Origin of the sequence: Haloferax sp. Atlit-109R (assembly GCF_003665865.1) — an archaeon.
Classification (GTDB): domain Archaea; phylum Halobacteriota; class Halobacteria; order Halobacteriales; family Haloferacaceae; genus Haloferax; species Haloferax volcanii.
Window position 1 is genome coordinate 802,727 of record NZ_QPLO01000002.1, and the last position, 24,992, is coordinate 827,718.

Here is a 24,992-nt window from a genome sequence, read left to right on the forward strand (position 1 = left end):
CGGCAGCCTCACCCTCGACAGGTCCACGAGACGCAAGAAAAGAGACCACGACCGCCGAGACGAGTCAGACCGAGAATCCACGGACAGACCACAGCTTCAGTCGCGAGCCGACGGCAGTACCGCGTGGAAGAGCGTCACCCGCGAGTGGTCACGTTCGACTCGATTTCGATTTCTTCCGGTCCCGCGACGACCGTGTCGTTGTAGCTAATCGAGACGTTCGCAGAGCCGGTTCCTGGCGGAGCGAAGCTACAAGTGACGACGCCGTTCTTGCCGACCGTCGTCAGGCACCGCGAGAAATACGTGGTTCCTTCCTGCGACATCGTGAGATCGATATCCATCTTGGTCTGTGGGGCGAGGTTGGTCCGTGCCGAGACGTTAAGCTTCGTGTCGGACATGGCGGCCGAGAGGTTATCTACCGACGGTTCGGCGACCGTGAACGCTTCAGTCAGTACGACTTGCTCGCCGTCAGCGTGAATCGCGCTGTCGATGACGACCGTCACGTTGTACGTCCCGGTTTCCAAGCGGGCGGAGTCAGCGACGACGTTGAGGCTGTCAGTCTCCGCATCGTATGCGACATCGAACACCGTCTGCGGGGAGATGAGATCCATCTCGGAGCTCTCAACCCGGAGGTCGACACCGGGACCCACGTTACCGAGACCATTCGGTGCGTATTCGAGACTACTGTGGACGGTCTCGCCTCCGAACGATACCGAAGCATCGCTTACGCCTTCCGTACGGGGGTTGACGACGTGGTATTCGAACAGCAGTGTCTCGTTGTCCGCGACTGTTATCGGTTCGTCGAACGCGACTGTCAGCCCGCCAGTAGACGTGACCTGATACCGATTGACGGCGGTTCTGAGTGACCGGTCGATCTCACCGTCGGCATCCGTATCAATCCCAATGTGGTCGACCAGCTGTGAGCTGTGCAGCGAGGGAGACGGACCCCCGCGGTAGGTAATCCGAAGCGTTTGGCCCGTACGAGCGTCGCTCTCTGGCGACCACTGTACAACGTGTGTCGTGTGCGCGCTCGTGGACGCATTGCGTGCGAACACCGGTTGCGTACCGGGATCGGGTTGCTGAACGGCACTTTCGAGTCCACTCACACGGTACTGCACGACCGCATCGTCACCGACTGCAACGACGGACGGGGACCCAGTCTCGCGTACTCTATCGGCACAGTCGATGTGGCTGGGCTGCTGGGCGGCTGGTACTGAACACACCGCACTCCCACGAACCGAAGGAGGTTCGATCCAGAGCCGGTCCGCAATCCGAGTGTGGCCGGCAGAGGCAATCACGTTGTACCGACCTGCCGAGAGTGTCGTCTCGCCGGTCTCGCTCGACCGCGTGAGGACCGAGACGGTGTCGTTCGCGTCCGCCGCCCGGAATGCGGCGTCGGAATCATCCGCTTGTCGCGTGTCGAACACCACGGTGACACTGCCGTCGCCGGAGCCGTCAGTCGCTAAGACGGTCGTCGAGAAGTCGCCTTCCGCAGCTGAGATTTGGAGTCTGGCCTCGTCGGTGTTGTTGAGGACCAGCGTGCGCTTTACGAAGTCACCCTGCTGTTCGACCCGTTGGACGTCCGCGAACCGTACCGATTCAGCTGCCGATTCGTCAGAATCGACAGCGATTGCGCCGCTGGGAATCGCCGTCAACCCGAGAATCAACAAGAAAATGACAGATAATGTTCGTATCGAGCGGGTCCGTGGACTCATACCCCTGACTATCTGGTCCGGTAGTAAGTACTTTCTGTCACAGCCACCGTCCACAAACGCCTTAGCGCGCTTGCAGGTCCGTTGTGCGTCCGGTTTTCGGTGAACTCTTGATGTGACGCTAACACGAGGGGCGAACTGCACCAGGTAGCGTGTCCGTCGCTTCGAGCAAAGGAATGTCACGCAACGTACAGAGCGTATGTCGGTCCCGAATACCCTCTTTTGACGTTCGCTACCCCCATCATTCGGGGGTTTATTGTCGATTCACCGACCGATATCCACAAAAGATATTAGTTGTGTGTCGCTACTGTTAGTAGAGATGTATACACAGGTATCGGGGCGCGCGCAGTCTTGTTCAACTACCGTTCTCATTCACACGTCTGAGACGTACTGATGCACAGAGACTCTCTCCGTTCTACGCTTTTGACTCTCGGTCTCGCTCTCGTGTTGACTACGTCTATGGTTACCCCGGCGGTCGCCCAGACTGCCAGTTCGGGGCAAGTGTACGGCTCTCCCGACATCGACGTCTTCACGTCGACGAGTGAGTTCGAGCCCGGAACGCAGTCCCAGCTCAGGCTCACGCTCCGAAACAACGGCGAGATCGACCAATCGGGTCCAGAACGATACGAGAGTCGCGTGATAACGGCCCGTGGCGTCACGGTCGAGACACGCCCGGGGGACGCCCCGGTCGAGATTAACACCGGCACAATCGGCGCTGGAAACGTCCCGACGGGGACCGTCGACCTCTCGCCGATAGATATCACGGTCTCCGAGAACGCGACCCCCGGGACGTATCGAATCCCGGTCGAGGTGTCGTACACGTACACCCGACTCGTCGATTACGACCCGTCGGGAGCCGAGTACACGGACAATACGCGGACGAGGACCCACTACGTGACGGTTCGCGTGCGCGACCAGCCACGGTTCGAAGTCGTCGAGACGGAAACGACCGCACAGGTCGGAGACACCGGCGACCTCTCGGTGACGGTTGAGAACACCGGCACCCGCGCCGCGACCGATGCGAGCGTGACGGCGACCTCCCGCAGCGACGAACTCGTGTTCGGAACGGCCTCGGAGAGTTCGACCGCGCAAGTCGGTCGCTGGGCTGTCGGTGAACGCCGGACGGTCAACTACACGGTTTCGCTCGCTGAAGACGCGACGGTTCGCGGCTACACGGTGAACCTCGATGTCGACTACACCGACACCGACGGCATCGCTCGAACGTCGCGAACGTTGAACGTCGGCGTCACCCCCGTCGAAGAACAGAGCTTCTCGCTCGAAAACGTCACCACGAACCTCCGCGTCGGCGCGGACGGAACGGTCTCGGGCACGGTCGTCAACGACGGGCCGAAACGCGTCGACGACCCGGTGCTCCGGTTTAGTTCGAGCAACCCGAACATCAACGTCGAATCGTCCGAGTACGCGCTGCCGGACCTCGAACCCGGCGACAGCGCCGACTTCTCGTACGAGGTCGGCGTGAGTGACGCCGCGAACGCGAACGTCCAACAGCTCAACCTCTCGGTGGCGTACCGCAACAGCCGCGGCAACACGCGGGTCAGCGACAGTCTCACGACCAACGCCGAAATCGCGCCGCATCGGGACCGCTTCGTCGTCGAAGTCGTCAACAACACCATCGAAGCGGGCAGTGAGAGAGCGCTCCGCGTTCGGGTCACCAACAACGGCGACGAGCCGCTCACGAACATCGAAGCGAAGGCGTTCGTCAGCGACCCGCTCAGTAGCGGCAACGACGAGGGAATCATCAGCGAACTCCCGCCGGGCGAATCCGAAGAGTTCACCATTGCGCTGAGCGCCGGGGCCAACGCGCTGCCGAAGCGCTACCCGGTCTCGTTCGACTTCCAGTACGAGATGCCGGACGGTGACACGGAAGTCTCCCAGACGTACACCACGCCCATCGAAGTAATCGAGTCAGAGGGCGGCGGCCTCCCGGTCGGGCTAATCGTCGGTGCAGTCATCGTTATCGGCGTGCTCGGTGTGTTCGGCTGGCGGCGCTTCAACACGGACGAGTAACTAATGGACCTCCAGATCGATTACCAGCACTACATCGACGTCGTCGACGGCTGGATAGTCGACCAGCCGAAGACGGTGCTCCTCGTCTTCTTACTGCTTTCGGCGGGGTTTTCCGCCGGACTCGGACAGTCTGGAACCTCGTCTGGAACCAGTCAGTTTACCGAAGATGTCGCCGCGTACCAAGCGTTCGAAGAGGTCAACGACAACTTCGAGCGGGTGACGTTCGAGGAAGACACCGGTACGACACAGCTCATCCAATCGGGGTCGAACGTCCTGTCGAAGCCCGAGCTACTCAGGATGCTCAAGGCTCAACAGCGGTTGCAGGCCAATCCCGAGCTATCTGTCGTACAGACGACGAGCGTCGCCCGCGCCGTCGCCAGAGCCATAGACCCCTCGGCGACAACCATCGACGAAGAGATCGACGCCGTCGAACAGGCGACGCCGACGGAAATCGACCGCGCAGTCCAAGTCGCCGTCGAACAAAACCCGTCGGTTCGGTCGAGTCTGAGCGAGGACTTCAACGCGCGTTCCGCGTCGGCGTCCGCGACGATCGGCATCGTCACGCACTCGCTCACGACGGAGGTGTCCGACTCGGCCGGGACGGGCGGCGACAGTCCGCTGACGGAGATTCAACGACACGCCGAGTTCATCGTCGGCTCCGTCGGCGGGGATATCCGGGTGTTCGGCAGCGGAATCCTCTCCGAGGAGTTCTCCTCGGTCATCGGCGATTCGCTCGCGCTCGTCGTGCCGGCGGCGGTCGTCTTGATCCTGTTTTTCTTGGTGTTCGCGTACCGCGACCCAATCGACCTCCTGATCGGGGTCATCTCGCTGGCGATGGCCGTCCTCTGGACGTTCGGCTTCATGGGCTTGGCCGGAATCGCGTTCTCACAGATGCTCATCGCGGTGCCGCCGCTTCTCCTCGCGGTCGGCATCGACTTCGGGATTCACGCCATCAATCGCTACCGCGAAGAGCGGACCGAGGGCTTCGGCATCCACGAGTCGATGCGGACGGCGACCGACCAACTTCTCGTCGCGTTCACTATCGTGACGGGAACGACGGTCATCGGCTTCGCGGCCAACGCGTCGAGCGAACTCGGGCCCATCCGCGACTTCGGTATCGTCGCGGCCGTCGGCATCGTGTTTACCTTCTTCATCTTCGGCATCTTCCTGCCGGCGGCGAAGGTGTATCTCGACAGCCTCCGAGAGCGGGTCGGCTTCCCCGAGTTCGGGTCCGAGCCACTCGGTGCGGAAGACTCGGTCCTCGGGAAGATTCTCCCGGTCGGGATTCACATCGCGCGCCTCGCCCCGAAGGCGTTCCTCGTCCTGCTGGTCGTGAGTACCGCGTGGATGGGGTACTACGGGTCGGGCGTCGACAGTCGCTTCACGCAGGATTCGTTCCTCCCGCCGGAGGACAACCCGGAGTATCTCGAACTGTTCCCCCAACAGCTACAACCGCGTGACTACACCGTGACCGAGACGACGAACTTCCTCGAAGACAACTTCCAGACCGGCGAGGAAGACGTCACGACGGTGTACGTCGAGGGGTCGCTGACGGACGGCGGTACCTTAGAATCCATCTGGCGGGCGGGGAACAGCCCCCCCGACAGCTTCGTCGTCGACGACGGCCACGCGCGGGAGACGAGTATCGTCACCGTCATCCAGAGCTACGCGGAGCGGGACCCCGAGTTCGCGGCGCTCGTCGCGCGGAACGACCGCGACGCGAACGGCATCCCCGACGACAACCTCAAGCAGATATACGACGCGCTCCTCGCGTCGCCGGCCCGCGACCAGGCGCTCAACTACATCACCGACGATTACACCTCCGCGCGCGTCGAGTACGCGGTCGAATCCGACGCCAGCCAGGCCGACGTGACCGAAGACACGCGCACGGTCGCGGACCGCTACCGCGTGGAAGCGACGGCCACCGGGAACGTCGTCATCCTGAAAGCCGTCTCCGACGTCATCGCCCAGTCGGCGTTCATCAGCCTCGTGCTCGCACTCGCCGGCTCGGCGGTCTTCCTGGTCCTCATCTACGCCCTGCTGGAAGGGCGGCCCTCGCTCGGCGTGGTGAATCTGGTCCCAATCGTCGTGACCGTCGCCGCCATCGCCACGACGATGCGGTATCTCGACATCCCGTTCAACGTGATGACCGGGACGATTCTATCGATCGGTATCGGTCTCGGCATCGACTACTCCGCCCACCTCGTCCACCGCTTCGCCGAGGAGTACGACGAGGGAACCGACGTGTTCGCCGCGCTGACCGACACGGTGCGCGGGACCGGCGGTGCGCTGACCGGCAGCATGCTGACGACGGTGACCGGCATCGGCGTGCTCGTCATCGCAATCACGCCGATTCTGGGGCAGTTCGGGCTCCTGACCGGGCTCTCGATTCTGTACTCGTACGTGGCGTCGCTCGTCGTCTTACCGCCGGCACTCGTCGTCTGGGCGCGACTCGTCCACGGCGAGGACGCCGAGTCGACCGACGCGGCGAGCGGCCCGGACGGCGCCGGCGGTGCGGTGTAACCCCGACGACGCTCACGCTGAAAGCCGAACCGCCGGCACGTCCCGGAGTCCAACGGGGCGTCGCGCGAAGCCGCGGGAGACCGGGATTTTTTTCGCTCGGTACGTCGCAGAGCAGACAACATGAACGTGTTCTGCTTTGGAGCAGGGAAGGCAGGAGGGAGAGTCGTCGAACAACTGCTGGAGTACGAACGACAGCGCAAGCCGGATTTCATCAGCGGCGCGGCCGCCTGCGATACGACCGCGGCCGACCTCGACGCCTTAGAGCTGATTCCCGAAGACGCACGCGTGCTGTTCGGTGCGACCGAAACCAACGGACAGGGCTTCGACGGTGACGCCGAGCGCGGCGCTGCCGCCGCCGCAGACGAGCATCGAAAACTCCTCGAACCGACCGACGACGCGCCGATTGCAGCGAGCGACGCCTTCGTCGTCTGTGCCGGTCTCGGCGGCGGGACCGGCGGCCCGACCGCCGCGGTGCTCGCCGAGCGGCTCTCGGAGGTGTACGACCAGCCGGTGTACGGCGTCGGCATCTTCTCGACGGCGACGACGGACCAACAGCGCGCGTCGAACACGTTGCGGTCGCTCCGCCAGCTCGTGTCGAAGACCGACCACGTCTTCGGCTTCGACACGGCGGCGTGGGTCAAAAACGAAGACGAACCGATCTCCGACGAGACGTACGACACGCTCAACGCGGAGCTCGCACGCCGTCTCGGCACGCTCTTCGCAGCGGGCGAGGTCACGACCGCCGACGACGTCGGCGCGAGCGTCGTCGACGCCTCGGAGATCATGAACACACTTCGCGGCGGCGGACTCGCAACGCTGGGGTACTCCGAGCGCCCGCTCCCGCCGCGCGATACGAGCGTGGTGGGGCGTCTCAAGCGACTCGTCGGCGACGACGCCGAGTCCGTCGACCAGATCGACTCGCTCAACCGAATCACGACACAGACGCGGGAAGCCGTCCGCGGACAGCTGACGCTCTCCTGCGATATCGGCTCTGCGTCCCGCGGCCTGCTCGTTATCACCGGGCGACCGTCATGGCTCAACCGAGACGCGATTAGTCAGAACCAAGGCTGGATCGAAGAGCAGACGGGGAGTCTGGAGGTTCGGAACGGCGACGACCCCCGGCCGGATGCGGACGCCCTCAGCGTGTTAGTCCTCCTCGGCGGGATTAACCCGACCGCACAGTTGACCGCGCTCCAAGCCGTTGCGGACGCAGGTGACTCGGGCGACGCGTGAACGCACGGGGGTCGATAAACGTCGCGAGACGGCGCCACAGAGCGGCGGCGAACACTGGGGGTCGCCCCACGACCGCGCGGAGTTGCGCGATTTCTCGGACTGCTGTCCCAGCTAACGACACGTTTAACTTCGAATCGGCGCTAGCTTCGTTAGCCTCGTACTGACGATAACGGAATTTATGACCTACTTCTCGGATTCAGCAGACTCCGATCGCCACCAGACACAGCAGGCGATCCTCGAAGCGACCCACCAGATATTACTTGAGTCCGGATACAATGGAATCTCCATCTCGCAAATCGCTGACCGGGTCGGCATCAGCAAATCGGTTATCTACCACTACTACGACGACAAGGAGTCATTGCTGGCAGAGTTCCTCGATGTCGCTCACGAGCGGTTTCTTGAGCAGATATTCGGGCAGGAAGAGACAACACCCCGTGACGAGCTCGAACACTTTTTGACGCTGTTTATCACGATTCCGGTGGTGGGGTGTGAGTCGGGGACGGAGCTGACACAGCTCGCAAAGACGTACGTCGAACTACGGACGCAATCGATTTCGAATCCGGATTATCGAGCCATTTTCACCGACTCAGAGGAAGACATCAAACGGCGGCTCACCGAAACAATCGAAGCAGGAATCGACCAAGGCGAGTTCAAGCCGGTGAATCCGGAGCGGACGAGCGAGCACATCATCACATTCGTCGATGGGGTCCTGTTTCGGCAAGCAACGACAGAGTCAATCGATAGCGAACTGCTGCACAGCGAGATTCAAGAGCACCTCGCTGATCGGATTTACCGCTGAGTTCGACGGCACACGCGGCGCTGGGAGGCGTCGTGCGAGTGCGTTACGCGAGGTGACAGTCGCGGGTCGCTTGCTGTCGAATGTCGGAAAGAAGGGTCGTCACGGCGACGGGAGGGACAGCGGGGACCGACCGACGGGAGTGTGCGGGCTCAGTGCTCAGCTCTCAGTCGTCTCGGACCCACCGGCGGCCAGTGAACAACAGCGCGGTCACCACGAGCCCGCCGAAGAAGCCGCTCAGGAGGAACGTCGACGTGTTCGACGGGTCTACGCTGCCGAGGTTCACGGTGAGCGCGTTCGTACCTGTCGAAGCTGCCGACGAATCGAACTGCACCGACTGCGTCGCCTGACCAGTCGTCTCGCCGATGTCGTAGGTTGCCGCGACCGTTGCGGTGCTCGACGGGCGCTCGTTCACGTCGACGACGACCGTCTTCGAAGTCGCGGCATCGACCGACTGGAGCGAGGTCGTCGGCAGCTGCGACTCGTTCGACACGCCCGAGATGACGACGTCGTCGATGGGTGCGTTCCCGTGGTTGGTGACGCGGTACCGAACGGAGACCGTGTCGTTTTCCTCGAAGGCGGTCGCGTAGACCGACACGTCGTCCCGAAGCGGCTCGACCTGGACGGTGTCGAACGCTTCGACGGATTCGCCGTCGTTGTAGCGGAGCGTCGCCTTGAGCGCGGTTTCGCCCGCCTCGGACGGTTCGACCGTGAACTCGTAGGTCGTCGAGTTCTCCGCGGCGAGAACCGGCGTGATCGCGGTCCGGCTCTGCATTTCGCCGTCAACCGAGTCGAGTCGAAGCGACAGGTCCGTCAGCGCCTCGTCGTCACCGTTCGACACCGTGACCGTCACGGTGGTGTCAGTCTCGGCGACTGCGTTGTGCGTCTCGATGTGGACGCGGGGCGGAACCGTCGTCGACGTGCTCGGTTCCGAGACCGTGACGAACACCGGATGCTTGAGGTGGACGATTTCCGAGGTCGCACCGTCGGAGTCGTAATAGCGACCGCGGACGTGCACCGTCAGTCGCTTATCACCGGCAGTGTCGAAGCGCGCGCTCACCGGCACTTCGGCGGTGTCGCCAGCGCCGAGCACGCCGATTTGGTTCGCTTCGCTATGTTTCGTTCCAGAGCTGTCCTCCACCGTTACCTCCGTGACTTCGAAGCTGCCGCTCCCCGACCCAGAATGACTAATTGTCGGTGTAATTATAATACGGTCGCCAGTTTCGGGGTCCTCCTCGGAGACACTCACTCCGGTAACGGCGGTATGCGCGGGTACCGCTGCCGCAGCACCCACTACACTTCCAACCGTGAGTAAACAAAGAATCATTACTAATCCAACTACTCCGCCCGTTTCGCGGTCGATTTTCGCTGTCATGCAGACTTTAGGCTTGCCTAAATAAATAAAAAGCCATCGATTTTTAGGCCAGCCTAATACTCGGTGAGGGAGGACTCGGTGGATTCGATGAATAATTGACAAGTGGCCGATGTCGGCGTGCTTTCCCGCCGCTCGCGACCGAGACTAGCCGAAAAGCGGCTCAGGGGAAGAGTCGTCCGGTTTGCCATTCCCATACCAGTTCCGTCCCCAGCCAGACGAGCAACCAGACCGTCGCGAGGACGAAGACGAAGGCGGTAGCCGACAGTTGCTGGAAGGGTCGCGTGAGTGCGACCAAAAGCGGGGTGAAGAGGACGACCACTCCGACCATGGTGACGAGACCGATGAGGCTACAAACGTAGTGCTCAGTCGCGTTAATCTCCGCGGGTTGGATTACTTGCTGTGTTGATTGGTCATCGTCGGGCACTCCCCCGTGTTGATTGTACATCCGTAGCGACCTCCACCATGTAATTCATCAACAATCATTATAAATATGGCGTCGGGCTCGACACGACAGCCAGCGAACAGCTGTCTGACGGAATCTTGATTAGCGTCGTCCGAGTGGGCTGTATGATGCCACTGTCAAATTCGCCGGATACGTCGGCGGCCGACCGGGAGACGTCTGGCTCCGAGGGAGTCTCGCGCCGACGGGTGCTGCAAGCGTCAGCCGGTGCGGGGGCGCTCTTCCTCGCCACGGGGACAGCAGCCGCCAACGGCAAAGGCGGCCAAGCGGTCGTCAAGGAAGACGAGTACTACCCAGAGGAGTCGTTCGTCATTCTCGAAGCCGAAACGTGCGACAACCGGACGCCCGACGGCTCCTGTCGCGATGACTCGCTTCCGTTCCGGTGTAACGGCCAAGGCGGACGGTTCCCCCCGGGGAAAGGCGGCGCGCTCCCGTTCCCGTGGTGGAACTTCAAATACGAGAGCGGCCCGCTCGAAGGGGAACTGCTCCGAATCTACACGCGAGACAACAGCATCGACACGGACAGCACGTACCGCTGGACGCGAAAGAAAAAAAACTGCCCCGAAACGCCCGATTACTACCAGGTCGGGTTCGCCCGAGACTAGTACTACGGTCCGGTTTCCTCGGCCAACTCGGGCCGCGTCCCAGTTCAACCGTCTCAAGCCGACTGGGAGTCAGGTCCTCGCGTCTTCGTGTCGCAGAATTATCAGTGCCCCGGCTTGAATCAGGACGCACCGAGAAGACAGCACGTAAGAGGTAGACGGTCTAGAAACACTTTTTAGATTAGATTAGCTATTAGACATGATGGTTGGGTTGTACAACTTGGTACGTCGCGGTACTCGGGATGTCCCTGGGCAGGGAACGACTGATATGGGGGCGTCACAGCGATGAGTGGGCCGTCCCGGTTCGTCGAGCAGACCAAAGATCACCTCTACAAAGCGCTCGAAACGGACGATCCCGACGAGAAAGACTTCCACCTCCGGAACGCGCTGCAACTCTGTGCGTGGGACGGAGTGGCTGACCGAACGGAACAGAACGACGCCGACTGACGCTCTTCTCACCGCAACCGGGGCCGGTCCCGCGTGTTGTGGGTCTCCCGCCGAGACGACTGGCTAGGCGACCGACGAGTCATCTCGCGTCGCACGCCGGCCGTGATGAAAATAGTAAATATTCGGATTAATTTTGAATCTAATCGCTTCCCATATATAAGTCACAGCAGGAAAGTATGAGTTGTGTGTTCAGATATTCGAGTTTGACTACGTATTTTCCCATATAAAGTGTGTTCTCAGAGATTATTCGTGCTTAAATTCGTATTTTTATACATATTCAGATACCGGATTTAGAGTTCGATTTTATTCATCAGAAGTATATAATATATCTGTATCTGGGAATTTTGGTCGTCGAAGTGTCCCCACACAGCGTTCGCTCGTTGCCGATGCGGTCGCGTGCGTGGTGACTGCGACAACGGATGGACCGCCACCGATCGACGTTGATGGGCGGCCGCGCGCGTCGGCCGACCCGCGACGACTCCGGTGCAGACCGCCCGTGCTATGTTACGATTGCTCAATCTGGTTTTAATAGCAAGCCGTTCGAATGGCTATCTAAGCCCCGCAGGTGGGTCACGTCGTCGACGAGCGCCGAACGGAACGTCGCTTCGACTGTCGGCATCGCGCGTCGACCACTCCCTGTCCGGGCGCAGGAATTTCCAATGCAACTCACAACTCTCTTCAACGACGATTCCGCCGTCTCACCGGTTATCGGTGTGATTCTGATGGTTGCGATTACCGTCATCCTCGCGGCCGTCATCGGCACGTTCGTCCTCGGTCTCGGTGACCAAGTCAGTGAAACGTCGCCGCAAGCGAGTTTTGACTTCGACTACAACAGCACCTCGGGTAATCTCACGATCACTCACGAAAGTGGGACCTCAATTGACGCAGACAGTGTCACTATCTCGGGTCCCGTGGATGACAATGGAGACACCTGGGCAGACATCGACGGTTCGGCAACCGAGATCTCTGCAGGGAGTTCGATTACCGTCACTTCGAACACCACCCCATTTGCCTCCGGTGAAACCGTCCGCGTCGTCTGGACCTCCGAGTCCGGCTCCAGCTCGTCGACCCTACAGAGCTGGACGTACAACGGCTGAGCGAACGTCTTTCTGGCTTTTTTACGATGATATCAACGATTGGTTGAGTGAGTTCACCGTGCCGTAGCGCGTAGTCACGAGTACATTTCGTGGCGAATGAACGAACGCATAACTTCCATGGTAACTTAACCACGTAAGTGCATCTTGCTCTATGTCGAGTGCCAAACTGATGCCGCTGACTCCAGATGAATTGTCTGTTAGCACAGCACATATGATTGGTGTTATTGGGGTTGTGAAACAGACGTATGGTTATTATACCAATACGTCGTCCCCGACGTCAATTATGAGCCAGATGACCACGCCCCCCGGTACTGGAACTGCAAGTGTGGGCTATCGAAGTCGGCGTTGAGAGTCCGGACCCACGGGGCGATGTCGTCGCCGGGGTACTGGAGGCCGGGCACGACGGGCACAACAGAAAGCCAAGTTCGCGCCACTCTCCTCGGAGGACGAGGAGATACGAATCGCCAAGGAGTGTGATGCGATTGCGACCGCGAGCACGCGAGCTTCGGTACCGTAGCCTCGACGCAAGAGATACCGGACGCCGACGACCACGACAGGAACGACGATGAGGAGTGAACGTGCGAGCGACCGGCCGTTCGGCAGCACGCCCGCGTAGGCCAGCGGCTTGTCGATGAGGTCGGGGAGTTGCATCCCGACCACGAGCAGCGCGAGCGTCAGGCCGTGGGGATATCGGAACTCCCAGTCACGCACCCGAGCGAGGGCCACGACGAGGAGATAGCCGAATGCGAGGTGGCCAAGGAGATACACACGCTATGAGTGTGTGATGCAAATAATAAATCCAGTCGTCGGTTCCAGTTTCAAGTCAAAACGACATTACCAGGTCAGACCCTCATACGTAAGATCCTCAGAGGCATCGATAACGTGTCTGCCGTCAACGACGATAGGCTGTTTCATCTGGTCGAATTCGTCGTCTAACACCGCGAACTCGTCCCAGTCAGTACACACGACACATGCGGACGCATCAGTAAGTGCATCGACGGCGGAGTCAGCATACTCGATATTCGGGAATCGTTCACGCATGTTGGCCGTCGCGACCGGGTCGTACGCGGTGATGGATGCGCCTCGCTTCTTGAGGCCCTCAATCACCGAGATTGCGCGGGAGTTCCGAATGTCGTCCGTCCCTGGTTTGAATGCTAACCCAAGAACAGCCACTTTCTGGTCAGCCACATCGACATGCTGGTCGAGTAAAGACAACAGCCGTTCGGGCTGGGTGTCGTTCACTTCAACTGCGGCTTCGAGAACAGCGGGCGAGTAACCCTGCTGTTTGGCCGCGTGAATGATCGCGTTGGTGTCTTTTGGGAAGCAACTGCCACCCCAGCCAAGTCCGCTTCGGAGGAACTGTTCTCCAATCCGGTCGTCGAGCCCGATCGCATCTGCAACCTCGTACGCGTCGACACCGAACTCTTTGCAGATGTTTCCGATATCGTTGATCAGCGACACCTTGGTTGCCAGGAAGCCATTGTTGGCGTACTTGAGCATCTCCGCCGTTCGGCTGTTTGTCTCGACGACATGCGGGTCAGCTTCAGCAATAAGCGGTGCAAACACCTCGTGCATGTCCTCGAGCGTTCGGTCGTTGTCCGCACCGAGGACGACCTTCTCGGGGTGAAGGAAGTCGTGAACAGCAGTCCCTTCACGGAGGAACTCAGGATTCATTCCGATTCCCAGTTGTTCGCCTTCGGCTTTTCCGCTCGCCTCTTCGAGTAGGGGCGTGATGACTTCCTCAGTCGTCCCTGGGACGACGGTACTCTTCACGACGACTGTGTGCCAGTCGGATTTCTGCGCGAGTGTTTCGCCGAGTTGTTCCGCCCCAGCCTCCATAATCGAGAGATCGATTTCACCATCGGCTTGCTGTGGCGTTGGGAGGCAGAGGAACGTAACGTCGGTTTCGAGAACATCGGAGTAGTCGGTCGTCGCCCGCAGTCGGCCCGTGCCGTCTTCGCCTGCACGGGTCGCGACGAGTTCAGGAAGGCCGTCTTCGTGAATCGGTGGTTCGCCGCGGTTGATCGCTTCGACGATTCCGGTGTCGATATCGACGTTGACGACGGTGTGACCGAGATCTGCAAAACACGCGGCGATTGTCGTTCCGACATAGCCGCTCCCGATGACAGAGAGTTGCATTACTACGTGTGTCCCACACAGGTCTTATCAAATACTCGGAGGAAACGGAGGGGCGACGTGCCAGGCCAGTATGAAGACTGGCTTGGCTTACTGCGCTTCGGCGACTTCGCCGCTCAGTCGCTCTTCAGCTTCGTCGCGGTCTTCGGGATAGCCGATGTCGAGCCGCCAGCCATCGAGCCTGATTGCGTCGATTGTACGTCCACTGTGGATGAGCAGGTCGATTGCCTCACTAATTTCGTACTCGTTGCGGTTCGACGGCTGGACGAGGTGACACGCGTGGAAGATTTCGGGCGTGAACGTGTAGAATCCCGTCATCACGAGATTCGACGGCGGGTCGTCCGGCTTCTCGACGACATCAGTGATCTCGCCGTATTTGTTCGTGTCACAGACGCCGTATCGGCTTGCCTTCTCCCACGGGACTTCTTCGACGAGGAAGGCCGCATCTGCTCGTTGTTCCTGCTGGCGGTTGACGACGTCGGCGAGGTTGGCGTTGAAGATGTTGTCGCCGAGCATCAGCATGAAGTCGTCGTCGATGTGCTCTTCGACGGTCAACAAAGCGTGTGCGAGCCCCTTCTGCTCTCGCTGGTGTGCATACGTAATTGGGAGACCCTGGAATTCATCGCCGTAGTGTTCGATGATTCGCTCTTTCATGTAGCCGACGACGACGACCAGTTCGTCAGCGCCGAGTTCAGCAAGTTGATCGAAGCAGTGAGTTAGGATTGGTTTGCCGTTGACTTCGACCATCCCCTTCGGCTTGTCTTCAGTAAGTGGACGGAGCCGAGTTCCTTCACCACCGGCTAGGACGACTGCTTTCATGGTAGCTACTGTGTTGGTAGATTGTATAGTTCTTGTTATCACTCAAGTCGCGCCAATCTGGACACGGTGGGCTATCTAAAGTGGCCAACTTTTTTTGGTGGCGTCAAATACAAACAAACGTGCTCCAACGTTTATTATCATAATTTCAAAACAATCGTTGAAACCATCTATTTTTAACACATAGACCTATTAGGCTGCTTGGGTTATCTTCAATGCTTCAGAAGAAAGCTCTTTATTGGTGTGTCATAGAGACAATAGTAACGGATCAAAATCCAAGCAATTGGTGAGTCGTCATCTTACGCCCACCAGTCGGAAAGTCAATGATGCAAAAAAAAAGTTTGACCCCTAGCGAGGAAACAGGGTAATGCACTCGACTAATACAAGACGGGGGAATAGCACCGGTGTTGGGACTAACAAACTAGACACTGGAAGCGACTCTAATAGAAGTAGTGAACGATTTAAAAGTAGCTCCCATGATACTAAGACCGTTGTTGGAATCCCTGCCTACAACGAAGAGGTTGGTATCGGTAGTACGGTGTTAGCAGCGCAGCAGTATGCGGAAGATGTTGTGGTTGTTGACGACGGAAGTACAGACAATACTGTTCCAATTGCGAGGGCGGCTGGTGCGACAGTTATTGTCCACAAGGAAAATCAAGGAAAAGGTGGCGCTGTCCAGACACTTTTAGATCATGCTCAACAAGTTGAATGTGATGCGTTCGTGATCCTTGATGGAGATGGACAACACCACCCATCAGACATTCCTCAAGTTGTTACACCGGTAGTAGAGGGGAAGTCTGACTTGGTTATTGGTAGTCGGTATCTTGAACCGAAGGAAGGTGATGAGACACCATTGTACCGACGATTTGGACAGCGTGTATTGGATATTTTAACTGTGGGATCAAGTGGTCAGAATTTGACTGATACGCAAAGTGGGTTTCGGGCGTTCTCCCCGATAGCCATCGAGAAGTTGTCAGTCAAGACTTCTGGGATGGGTGTTGAAAGCGAGATGATTGGAGATGCCGTTGATAAAGGCCTAGCAATTGAGGAGATTCCAATTAATGTCCGGTATGAAGGCATTGACGGGCAGACGTATAGTCCGCTTCGGCATGGGTTGACCGTTGCAACGTTTATTTTGCAACTGATTCGTGACCGCCATCCGTTGATCTTCTTCGGAGTGCCGGGTTCGGTATTGACTCTTGCTGGCACGCTTTACGGTTTAGATGCAATCCTCATATACCAATCATCTGGCATATTCTATCCAGGAAAGGTACTTGCCGCAGGCTTCTTTGCAATCCTCGGTGTTCTCGGTATCTTTGTTGGACTCATCCTGAATCGTATCTCTAATATGCTCAACGAACTCAAACACGAAATCATACAATGAATGCAACATCACCACACGTGACTATCATTTTAGGCACACGTCCAGAGATCATCAAGCTCGCGCCAATTATTCGTGCTTGCGAAGGGCGTAGTCTCTCGCATAGTGTCATACACACAGGTCAGCATTATTCAGAGAGTCTCAATGAGGTGTTTTTCGACCAGCTCGAACTTCCAAGACCGGATTACAATCTCGGCGTTGGGTCTGCATCACATGGGAAGCAAACCGGTGAAATGATTATTGGTATTGAGGAGATTCTACTCGAAGAGGACACTGATATTGTTCTCGTACAGGGAGACACAAACTCTGTCCTTGCAGGAACAATTGCAGCGACGAAGTTGGATTGTAAAGTTGGCCACGTTGAAGCAGGTCTTCGGAGCTTTGACCGCGATATGCCCGAAGAAAAGAACCGCGTGGTTGCAGACCATACTGCGGACTGTCTGTTCGCACCAACAAAGAAATCTAAGGAGTTCTTATTGGAAGAAGGTCTACCAGAAGAACGTATCTTTGTAACTGGGAATACAGTTGTGGATGCTGTCCAGCAGAATAGAGAATTGGCATCTCGAAAGAGCTCAGCGATAGATGATTTAGATCTAATGGGGGAGTATGGGATTTTAACGGCACATAGAGCAGAAAACGTTGACGACAAAAAAATATTTGAGAATCTCTTAGAAGGTGTTAATCGAGTGGGTTCTGATCTTGGTATTGAGTTTCTTTATCCAATTCATCCCCGTGCGCGGGGTAAATTGAAAGAGTTTGGACTCGAAGTACCCGAACATGTCAGAACTATACCTCCACAAGATTACCTTGACTTTTTGAAGCTCCAGAACAATGCAGAATTAATACTTACTGACTCGGGCGGCATTCAAGAGGAAGCGTGTATCTTAGGCATACCCTGTGTCACCCTTCGAGAGAATACTGAGCGGCCAGAAACACTTGAAGTAGGTGCTAATTGTCTTTCTGGAACCGAACCCGGTGAAATTGTTGATGGTGCAAGAACAATGTTTGGAACTGAGTTTGACTGGGAAAACCCATTCGGCGATGGAAGTGCAGCACAACTGATTTTAGATACCATTCAAATAGACGTTCCTGTGGAGGCATCTGTATGACTGATATCTGTGTCCATGGGCTTGGGTATATTGGACTGCCAACTGCGGCGATGTTTGCCAATTCTGGCTATGAAGTCGTTGGCTACGATATCGATAGTAGTGTGGTCAGAAGTCTCCAAAATGGAAATGTCCACTTCGAAGAACCTGGCTTAGATCAGTTCGTTAATAAGACACGACACTCCGGAAACTTAGTCGTGGCTACTGACGTTGAACCTGCAAAGACACACATTATCTGTGTGCCTACTCCTTTTGATGCTGAAAAAAAGAAGGCAAATCTTGATTATGTAATGGAAGCAGGAGAGACGATTAAAGATCATATTCGGGAGGGTGATCTCGTAATCCTTGAGTCAACTGTTCCGCCAGAGACAACTGAGCAGGTACTTCAGCCAATTCTAGAACAGTCTGGACTTGGAGCGGGAGAAGATTTCGGCCTTGCACACTGCCCAGAAACAGTTCTTCCAGGGAACATGATCCAAGAGCTCCGCAAAAATGCTCGAATTGTTGGGGGAATCACCGATCACTCTACAGAACGTGCTTCTCATTTATATAGTTCGTTTGTTGAGTCGGATATTTACAAGGCATCAAATCCGTCGACGGCTGAGTTTGCTAAACTCATTCAGAACACATTCAGAGATACTAATATCGCGCTTGCAAACGAGATTGCAGTTATTGCGCATGGCTACGGTATCGATTCCCGAGAATCAATCCGTCTTGCCAACGAACACCCTCGGGTGAATATCCATCATCCAGGTCCGGGAGTTGGTGGACATTGCCTTCCAGTAGACCCGTGGTTTTTAGGACAGAATTCCGACGATTTGAATATTATATCGAAGGCAAGAGAGATTAATGATGGGATGACAGAGTATATTATCAAATCTCTTCAAGAGCGCATTGGTTCACTATCCGGTAAGAAAGTTTCAATCCTTGGAGTTGCGTATAAGGGTAACGTAGGGGATACACGTCAGAGTCCTGGGTTGAAGTTAGCCCGCGAACTTCAATCAATCCAATCTGACAGTGATTCATTATCGTCCACGAACAGACCTAGTGTAGAAATAAAGATCCATGATCCCTATGTGTCTGATCAAACACTGAATATCAACCCCCTAGACGTATCAATTCGCAAAGCGGATGTGTGTGTTGTGACAACCGATCATGACGAGTTCAAAGAACTAGACCCAGAGAGGTTTAATAGCCTAATGAGTGGAAATGTGATTGTTGACACCAAAGCTGTCCTTGATCAAAAGCGGTGGGAAAACCATGGATTTGATATGATCAGAATCTAACCCGTTTGTATCCCAATGAAACATGTCGTCATAGTCAGCCAGCATTTCCCCCCTGATAACTCAGGAAATGCATCCAGAGTTCGGGATACTGCAGTACATCTATCTCAAGAGAATTGGGAGGTTACAGTTTTAGCACCACCACCATCGTTCCCACATGGACAATTTGGTCGGAGTTGGAAGTGGAATGAATCCTATACGCGTGACGGTGTTAAAATCAAGCGCCTATGGGCACACCAACCGACAGTAGAAGATCCGAGCTTTGCTTCACGAATTGCATACTATCTGACATTCCCTATCCATGCCCTTCTATGGCTTCTATTAAACCGTGGTGAAATAGATGTGATTCTCACCTCATCACCACCAATTTTCACTGGGATTGCAGGTCTACCATTTAGTCTGTTTAGCACGACATCAGTCGTTGTTGACGTTCGTGACCTCTGGATTGACGCATCGATTGGTCTTGGGTTTATTAACGAAGATAGTATTGTTGAAAAATCAAGTAGGGCATTTGAACGACTTGTTCTTGACTCCGCAGATAAAATTGCAGTTACTACTAACCAACTCGGTTCAGAGCTAGTATCGCAATACAAAATTAATCACGACAAGATATTCCACTTACCAAATGGTGTTGACTCCAATCGCTTTGATGTCAATAGAGATAGCCAAGATAGCACGATTATTTACACAGGTAATGTCGGTCATGCCCAGGATCTTGAATCTTGTATAAAAGCAGTTGATCAAATGGAGACCCACAAAGTAACATTAAAAATAGTAGGTGATGGCGATATTCGTGGTGAACTTGAAGAGTTGGCTGAAGAATTAGGAGTTAGTGATTCTATTGACTTTACTGGATTAGTTTCACGTGACAATATCCCAAAAATGCTTGCAGATGCATCGATTGGCGTGGCTCCTCTCAAAGAGACTGAGACCCTTGAATATGCAGTACCAACGAAAGTGTACGAGTATATGGCTAGTAGTCTACCTGTTGTTGCTACTGGAACTGGAGAAGTTGAGAAACTTATTGACGAATCTGGTGGTGGAATAGTTGTTAATAATGATCCGGAATGCTTAGCTAGAAAGTTTGATGAAATACTATCGAATGATGAGATACAGGCCTCGCTCGGAGAAGCAGGCAAGAAACACATCTCACAGAATTACGACAGAAAAGCCATAGCCAAATCACTAAGTCGTGAGCTTGGTTCAATGTTTAGCTGACCTTACGCAGATACGAGTAATTCAGAGTAATAGATACTAAGGCACCGTCTAGTTAGTGACCTCCTCAACCGGCGTACGCCCATCGACCGATCGATGCGGTCGTTGATAGTTATAGTACTGCGCAAATCGTATGAACCACTCGCGGACGCTTCCGTGACTGCCCACCCACGAATTATGGAAGCGGTCGACTCGCATTTTGAGGGCAAAAAACATTTTCGATGAGGTTTCGCTCGACGTAGTTAAGCCGACCGCTCAATCCTAATCGAAAGAGGGCAGTCTGATAGCCGTAGCCATCAGCGAGAAGCACGGCATCTGAGAGATCGTTTTTCTCCGAGAGTCGGGGGAGAAACGCAGCAGCCGGATGGTACATGCTGTCCAAACAACTCGACATCAAGAATCAGCTTCGTCTCGATGTCTATTGCAGCGTACAACCAAGACCATTCGCCATTGATTTTGACAGCGGTCTCGTCGACGGCAACCCGCTTCGGCTTCGCCTCAGGCGGGTTGTGACCGCTGTCAGCCAGTCGATGTTCCCACTGCCAGACAGCTTGATGAGACCGTTCGGCGCCGAGTAACCGGAGAATTTCTTTTGTTTCTCTAAGTGAACAGCCGGTCGCGTGGAGCTGGACGGCGAACACCCTGACGGGTGTCCTCAGAACGCTTCGCGTTCTGATGGGCTGCACGAGAGCTTTTCTCTCGTGAACGTCGCTGTCCGCTCACGCTCCCACGTTTCTTCTTAATCCGTCTCAAAGACCTGCTGAGCAGGTCTGCGAGTATCTTGACCAACTAACTCAACGACCTGCTCGTTCCTCAAACTGGCTTAACTAGACAGTGCCGATGGTAACTTATTGTTCCATTCTAAATAATCAGTCACTGGATCGGTTCACACATTATGAACAAGATTAATCCCTGATTTTGGTGAGCAGGTACAAAATAGCAGACCAGAGTAACGCAAAAACCTGTGTAGGGTTTTTGAACTTAGATCTTTTTAAGTAATACCACGCTCTGGGTAACTCACCATCACGTAGAAAAAATTTGCATAGTTCTAGATTGTTGTATTTTGACACTGAGTCCCCCACTGACTCAAATTCACGGACCAATTCTTGATATTTTCTCAAATATCTCGATTTTTCAAGTTCGTATATATGAGCGCTTGGTCTCCCTGTATCTCCCCTTATTACTAATGGCTCATCAACAAATGATATTTTACCTATGTCAAGAAGTCTAATAAGGAACTCCCAGTCTTGATGTCTCTGGAAACTTTCGTCGAAGCCGTTGACTGCTTGAACTGCCTGAGACCTCACCATTAAAGTAGAGGTATTTCCAAATTTTGAGTCAGCAGATAGTAGATCTAATTTGTGCTTAGACACTGGTAGATCCTCGTCATACTTGTCAAAAACTTGTAGTTTATGCCCAATGTAGTCTTCTATCTTTCGTGGGAGACTATTCTGTTCTTTTTTTTCTTTTGAGTGAACCGCCACGTAGTCCTCATCTTTCTGTTTCAAGCACATATACTGTTTTTTTAGTTTTGATTTACAGTATTGGTCGTCAGAATCCAGAAATGAGATAAACTCTCCATTTGATGCATTGATTCCTGTGTTTCTTGCTGCAGCTGCCCCTTTGTTATCATTGTGTTGTATTAGCGTCAAATTTTCATCAAATTCATTCCTTATCACCGATACAGTATTATCTTTAGATCCATCATCAACAACGATTATCTCATAATTGTCATATGACTGTGAAAGGACGCTCTCAATAGCGCTTGAAATAGTAGACTCAGCATTATATGCCGGGATTACTACGCTGATCTCACACATGTTTCATGATTTGAGTTAGACTTCTTATTATAATTTTGCTATTAAAGTAACTCAAGAGTAGAGCACTAAACTACAAAAGACTATTGTACCTGAAGTGATTATCTAGGACTGAGCAGATGTGGGGCGAAAGGCGCTGGGAAATCGTCGTATTCGAGGTTATTCTACTTTTAGGCCTCGGAACACTTCCTGTACTTTATATACTAAACCGTGGTCTGGGACAAACTGCAGCAAGATATTACGCAGTTCCCTTCATTGTATTACTGGTCGCCTTACCCAAACTCTCGGACAGTATCCAGCCCAAACGGAGCTTTTTAGCGGGTATTGATGTGAGGATCGTGGTCTCATTGCTACTGTTGTGTTTAAGCGCTGGTGTTCTAACACTGGTAACCAATGTATTCCGAACTATCACATTTGTAGCTATCTTTTCGTTCTCAATCTCTTTAATTGCGTATCTGTCTTTAAGTAGTGAGGCTAAGTCAATTATCTCTACAGTCATATTTGTGCCTGTCGCCATCCTATTATTTACATATTCAGTAACTCTAAAATATCCATTATATTTTGGATGGAGTGATATTCTTCTCCATCTGAATTTTGCACAAGTAACAGTTGACATTCACAGAATCACTCCTGCTAATCTCTCACCAAATTATAATCAATCACCACTATTCCACGTCCTTGCTGCGTGCCTCTCACTCATTACAGGTGAGAATGTTAAAACAGCTTATTTTGTTGGATTACCTATTCCATTTGCCATCTCTTCAGTTTTGGTGTATCTAATCAGTCGAGAGTTCTTGCAGTACCACCGTCTAGCTCGAGTGTCCATGGTGGTTTATGCGACTCTCCCGCTAACTCTATTCTATTCTCAGTATATGGTTACACGCGTATACGGGTATCTGGGATTCTTATTTTTAGTCTATCTTATTGCTCGATCCCGGTGGGATGTAGAGGAGACTCTGCTTTGTGTGCTTACGATCGGTTTCTTGGTTGGTGTACATTCGGTAACCGGTATTTTGATAGTTGCTCTACTCTTTGCCATGTTGATAATAAATAAAGTAATAATCACTGGTGGACGTGAAGACATTAATAAAAACATCAAAAAAGTTTTAAAACTCCTGACTATTGGCCTGGTCTCTCATATGGTGTTTTTGGGAGAGAGTGGGTTTTTTCGGTCGATCGTAGACCGGATAATTGTCTCATACTATGCTCAACTAAATCCGGCTGGCCCTCCAGCAACTGGCTCTGAGATCCAACCATCACTTATTGTTGAGATTTCTCGTACAATAAATATAAATACAATACTAATTCTGGGGTTTGTTGGTGCAGTGTTGTTGCTCGTTCGCCGGAGGTCGACTGACAGCTTAAGCATATCTGTACCTGCTTTCGGTTTAGTGTGCTTATTCTCTGTATTCATCTACATTCCAAACCCACTTCAATCGGTATATATACTCAATAAGATTTTTAGAATAACTCGACTGAAAGTATTGGTTGCCCCATTTGTTGCAATTTCAGTTAGTTATGCACTATTATTGCTGTTTGAGAATATACGTGCAAGGTCTGGACAGGTGCGTGTCGCACCTGCTGTAATTGTCGTTATTGTACTATTACTTACTGCGAGCGCAGGGTTATCGCCAGTCAATAGTAGTGATATATCGAACATAAACACTGGATCTCAAAAAATGTATTTTAACCAAGGGGAGATGAGCTCGTTCGATTTTGTTGAGAAATTCGTTCCAGAAGAGTCAAAAATCACTACCGATACATATGTCTGGAAGTACTTGCCTCGCGAATTCTCCCAGTCAGGACAGACAAATGATAAGCGGTATGAAACCTTTGTACAAAATGACATAGACGACTTATCAATCAACCAGGGTTATTTATTACTACGAATTGGTCAGTATGAACGAACCGGAATGTATTTTGGAGTGGCGAGAAACAAGTTTAGATATTCTAGTACAAAGGCTCACAGTCGCATTATCCAAGCTGAAACCCTGCAAAATAGCAATGTGTATGATAATGGTGAAGTGAAGATTAATTCAGAGAGTAATAATTCATGAATTCAATATCAAAACCACCTTCCATCTCGTTCATAATCGCCACATACAATAGGAAGAACGAGTTGCAAGAATGCATTCAGAGTATACTTAATCAAACACTTGATGATTTTGAGATTATAATAATTAGCAACTCAACAGATGGAACCTCTGAGCTATTTGAACAAGGTGGTGACTTAGACCACGATCAGATCCGATTTTTTAATTATGAAGGGAGAATGGGTGTATCCCAAGCACGGAATGTTGGGTTTCAGAAGGCGAAAGGTGATATTTATGTCACAATTGATGACGACGCAGTTATCTCTTCAGAAAATTTTGTTGATGAATTATTGTCAAAATTTCGCCGCTATCCTCAACTGGGTGCCATTGCATTCCAGTCCGTGAATTATCACACAAAAGACATCGAGGACAAAAAAGTACCGAAATTAAAAAAATCAGGGTACCGAGACAGACCATTTTTCAGCTCATACTTTATTGGTGTTGGGAACGCAATTTTATCAGAAGTAATTGATGAAGCAGGTGATTATCCAGAGGACTATACCTATGGGTTTGAGGAGATTGATCTGTCATATCGGATTATCCGGGAAGGCTATCGAATAAGATATTGCCCAGACATACAAGTAACACATAAAGAATCACCTGCTGAGAGGATTGACAACGATCAATTGATACACAATGTTATGAAGAATAGGACAAAAACCTCCGCAAAGTATTTACCATGGAGATATGTGTTCATCTCCACTGTCTTGTGGATATTCTATTCTATTTTTAAAACTCGAGGAGACCCAAGACCGGTGATTTCTGCAATGAGAGAATTGTGGTTAGAGTGGGACACAATCCTTGATCAGCGACAGCCACTTGATGTCGAATCAATGAGCTACCTGCAAGAAAATCACGGACGCCTGCTGTTCTAG

At 53.6% G+C, this 24,992-nt stretch carries 21 protein-coding genes and 1 pseudogene; 13 read left to right on the forward strand and 9 right to left on the reverse strand.

Features of this window, described 5'->3' with window-relative positions; translation table 11 throughout:
- Nucleotides 1–134: 134 nt before the first annotated feature.
- Entirely contained in the window at nucleotides 135–1,667 is a 1,533-nt protein-coding gene (locus DVK03_RS12640; protein ID WP_115803329.1) for a hypothetical protein, read from the reverse strand.
- A gap of 501 nt (nucleotides 1,668–2,168) precedes the next feature.
- On the opposite strand from DVK03_RS12640, the gene DVK03_RS12645 reads away from it, so the two are divergent.
- The 4 genes from DVK03_RS12645 (at nucleotide 2,169) to DVK03_RS12660 (ending at nucleotide 8,292) form a co-directional block, all read left to right on the forward strand.
- Nucleotides 2,169–3,737: a COG1361 S-layer family protein gene (locus tag DVK03_RS12645; RefSeq protein WP_233521782.1), complete on the forward strand. Its 1,569-nt coding sequence runs from the start codon at nucleotides 2,169–2,171 to the stop codon at nucleotides 3,735–3,737.
- Between the two features lie 3 nt (nucleotides 3,738–3,740).
- A complete protein-coding gene (locus tag DVK03_RS12650) occupies nucleotides 3,741–6,260 on the forward strand; it encodes an RND family transporter (RefSeq protein ID WP_115803107.1) in 2,520 nt (839 codons plus the stop codon).
- A gap of 120 nt (nucleotides 6,261–6,380) precedes the next feature.
- Entirely contained in the window at nucleotides 6,381–7,493 is a 1,113-nt protein-coding gene (cetZ6, locus tag DVK03_RS12655; RefSeq protein ID WP_115803108.1) for a tubulin-like protein CetZ6, read from the forward strand.
- A gap of 178 nt (nucleotides 7,494–7,671) precedes the next feature.
- Entirely contained in the window at nucleotides 7,672–8,292 is a 621-nt protein-coding gene (locus DVK03_RS12660) for a TetR/AcrR family transcriptional regulator (protein ID WP_115803109.1), read from the forward strand.
- 163 nt (nucleotides 8,293–8,455) lie between these two features.
- Here DVK03_RS12660 and DVK03_RS12665 read toward each other — a convergent pair whose 3' ends face one another.
- Nucleotides 8,456–9,430, reverse strand: coding sequence for a CARDB domain-containing protein (locus DVK03_RS12665; RefSeq protein ID WP_115803110.1), 975 nt, complete (start codon nucleotides 9,428–9,430; stop codon nucleotides 8,456–8,458).
- Nucleotides 9,431–9,824: 394 nt separating this feature from the next.
- Entirely contained in the window at nucleotides 9,825–10,109 is a 285-nt protein-coding gene (locus tag DVK03_RS12670) for a hypothetical protein (RefSeq protein ID WP_004062814.1), read from the reverse strand.
- 203 nt (nucleotides 10,110–10,312) lie between these two features.
- Here DVK03_RS12670 and DVK03_RS12675 point away from each other — a divergent pair, with 203 nt between their 5' ends.
- From DVK03_RS12675 to DVK03_RS12680, 3 genes are all read left to right on the forward strand, one after another.
- Nucleotides 10,313–10,729, forward strand: a complete 417-nt coding sequence (locus DVK03_RS12675) for a hypothetical protein (RefSeq protein WP_115803111.1) — start codon at nucleotides 10,313–10,315, stop codon at nucleotides 10,727–10,729.
- A 282-nt stretch (nucleotides 10,730–11,011) separates the two neighbouring features.
- Nucleotides 11,012–11,173, forward strand: a complete 162-nt coding sequence (locus DVK03_RS20085; RefSeq protein ID WP_004041948.1) for a hypothetical protein — start codon at nucleotides 11,012–11,014, stop codon at nucleotides 11,171–11,173.
- 659 nt (nucleotides 11,174–11,832) lie between these two features.
- A complete protein-coding gene (locus tag DVK03_RS12680) occupies nucleotides 11,833–12,270 on the forward strand; it encodes a type IV pilin (protein WP_115803112.1) in 438 nt (145 codons plus the stop codon).
- 330 nt (nucleotides 12,271–12,600) lie between these two features.
- On the opposite strand, the gene DVK03_RS12685 is transcribed toward DVK03_RS12680, so the two are convergent.
- The 3 genes from DVK03_RS12685 to aglF all read right to left on the reverse strand — a co-directional run bounded on the left by DVK03_RS12685 (nucleotide 12,601) and on the right by aglF (nucleotide 15,225).
- Entirely contained in the window at nucleotides 12,601–13,038 is a 438-nt protein-coding gene (locus DVK03_RS12685; protein WP_233521784.1) for a hypothetical protein, read from the reverse strand.
- A gap of 66 nt (nucleotides 13,039–13,104) precedes the next feature.
- The gene (gene aglM, locus DVK03_RS12690; RefSeq protein ID WP_115803113.1) at nucleotides 13,105–14,409 is read right to left on the reverse strand and encodes a UDP-glucose 6-dehydrogenase AglM; all 1,305 of its coding nucleotides are present in this window, start codon (nucleotides 14,407–14,409) and stop codon (nucleotides 13,105–13,107) included.
- An 87-nt stretch (nucleotides 14,410–14,496) separates the two neighbouring features.
- A complete protein-coding gene (gene aglF, locus DVK03_RS12695) occupies nucleotides 14,497–15,225 on the reverse strand; it encodes a UTP--glucose-1-phosphate uridylyltransferase AglF (RefSeq protein ID WP_115803114.1) in 729 nt (242 codons plus the stop codon).
- Nucleotides 15,226–15,589: 364 nt separating this feature from the next.
- Here aglF and DVK03_RS12700 point away from each other — a divergent pair, with 364 nt between their 5' ends.
- The 4 genes from DVK03_RS12700 to DVK03_RS12715 are packed head-to-tail and all read left to right on the forward strand — an operon-like array spanning nucleotide 15,590 to nucleotide 20,210.
- Nucleotides 15,590–16,606 carry a glycosyltransferase family 2 protein gene (locus tag DVK03_RS12700; RefSeq protein WP_115803115.1) on the forward strand — a complete coding sequence of 339 codons (1,017 nt, stop codon included), beginning with the start codon at nucleotides 15,590–15,592 and terminating at the stop codon, nucleotides 16,604–16,606.
- The gene (gene wecB, locus DVK03_RS12705) at nucleotides 16,603–17,712 is read left to right on the forward strand and encodes a non-hydrolyzing UDP-N-acetylglucosamine 2-epimerase (protein ID WP_115803116.1); all 1,110 of its coding nucleotides are present in this window, start codon (nucleotides 16,603–16,605) and stop codon (nucleotides 17,710–17,712) included. The genes DVK03_RS12700 and wecB overlap by 4 nt, the downstream gene beginning before the upstream one ends.
- A complete protein-coding gene (locus DVK03_RS12710; protein WP_115803117.1) occupies nucleotides 17,709–18,995 on the forward strand; it encodes a nucleotide sugar dehydrogenase in 1,287 nt (428 codons plus the stop codon). Before wecB ends, DVK03_RS12710 begins: the two co-directional genes overlap by 4 nt.
- A 15-nt stretch (nucleotides 18,996–19,010) precedes the next feature.
- Entirely contained in the window at nucleotides 19,011–20,210 is a 1,200-nt protein-coding gene (locus tag DVK03_RS12715) for a glycosyltransferase family 4 protein (RefSeq protein ID WP_115803118.1), read from the forward strand.
- Nucleotides 20,211–20,258: 48 nt separating this feature from the next.
- Here the strand turns inward: DVK03_RS12715 and DVK03_RS12720 are convergent.
- The 3 genes and pseudogenes from DVK03_RS12720 to DVK03_RS19720 form a co-directional block, all read right to left on the reverse strand.
- Nucleotides 20,259–20,987: pseudogene (locus tag DVK03_RS12720) on the reverse strand (IS6 family transposase).
- Between the two features lie 125 nt (nucleotides 20,988–21,112).
- Nucleotides 21,113–22,027, reverse strand: a complete 915-nt coding sequence (locus DVK03_RS12725; protein WP_115803119.1) for a glycosyltransferase family A protein — start codon at nucleotides 22,025–22,027, stop codon at nucleotides 21,113–21,115.
- A 235-nt stretch (nucleotides 22,028–22,262) separates the two neighbouring features.
- Complete coding sequence (locus DVK03_RS19720) at nucleotides 22,263–22,541, reverse strand: hypothetical protein (RefSeq protein ID WP_147301743.1); 279 nt, start codon at nucleotides 22,539–22,541, stop codon at nucleotides 22,263–22,265.
- Between DVK03_RS19720 and DVK03_RS19725 the strand changes: the two genes are divergently transcribed.
- Entirely contained in the window at nucleotides 22,528–24,081 is a 1,554-nt protein-coding gene (locus DVK03_RS19725; RefSeq protein ID WP_147301744.1) for a hypothetical protein, read from the forward strand. The genes DVK03_RS19720 and DVK03_RS19725 overlap by 14 nt on opposite strands.
- Nucleotides 24,078–24,992: a glycosyltransferase family 2 protein gene (locus DVK03_RS12730; protein WP_115803120.1), complete on the forward strand. Its 915-nt coding sequence runs from the start codon at nucleotides 24,078–24,080 to the stop codon at nucleotides 24,990–24,992. The genes DVK03_RS19725 and DVK03_RS12730 overlap by 4 nt, the downstream gene beginning before the upstream one ends.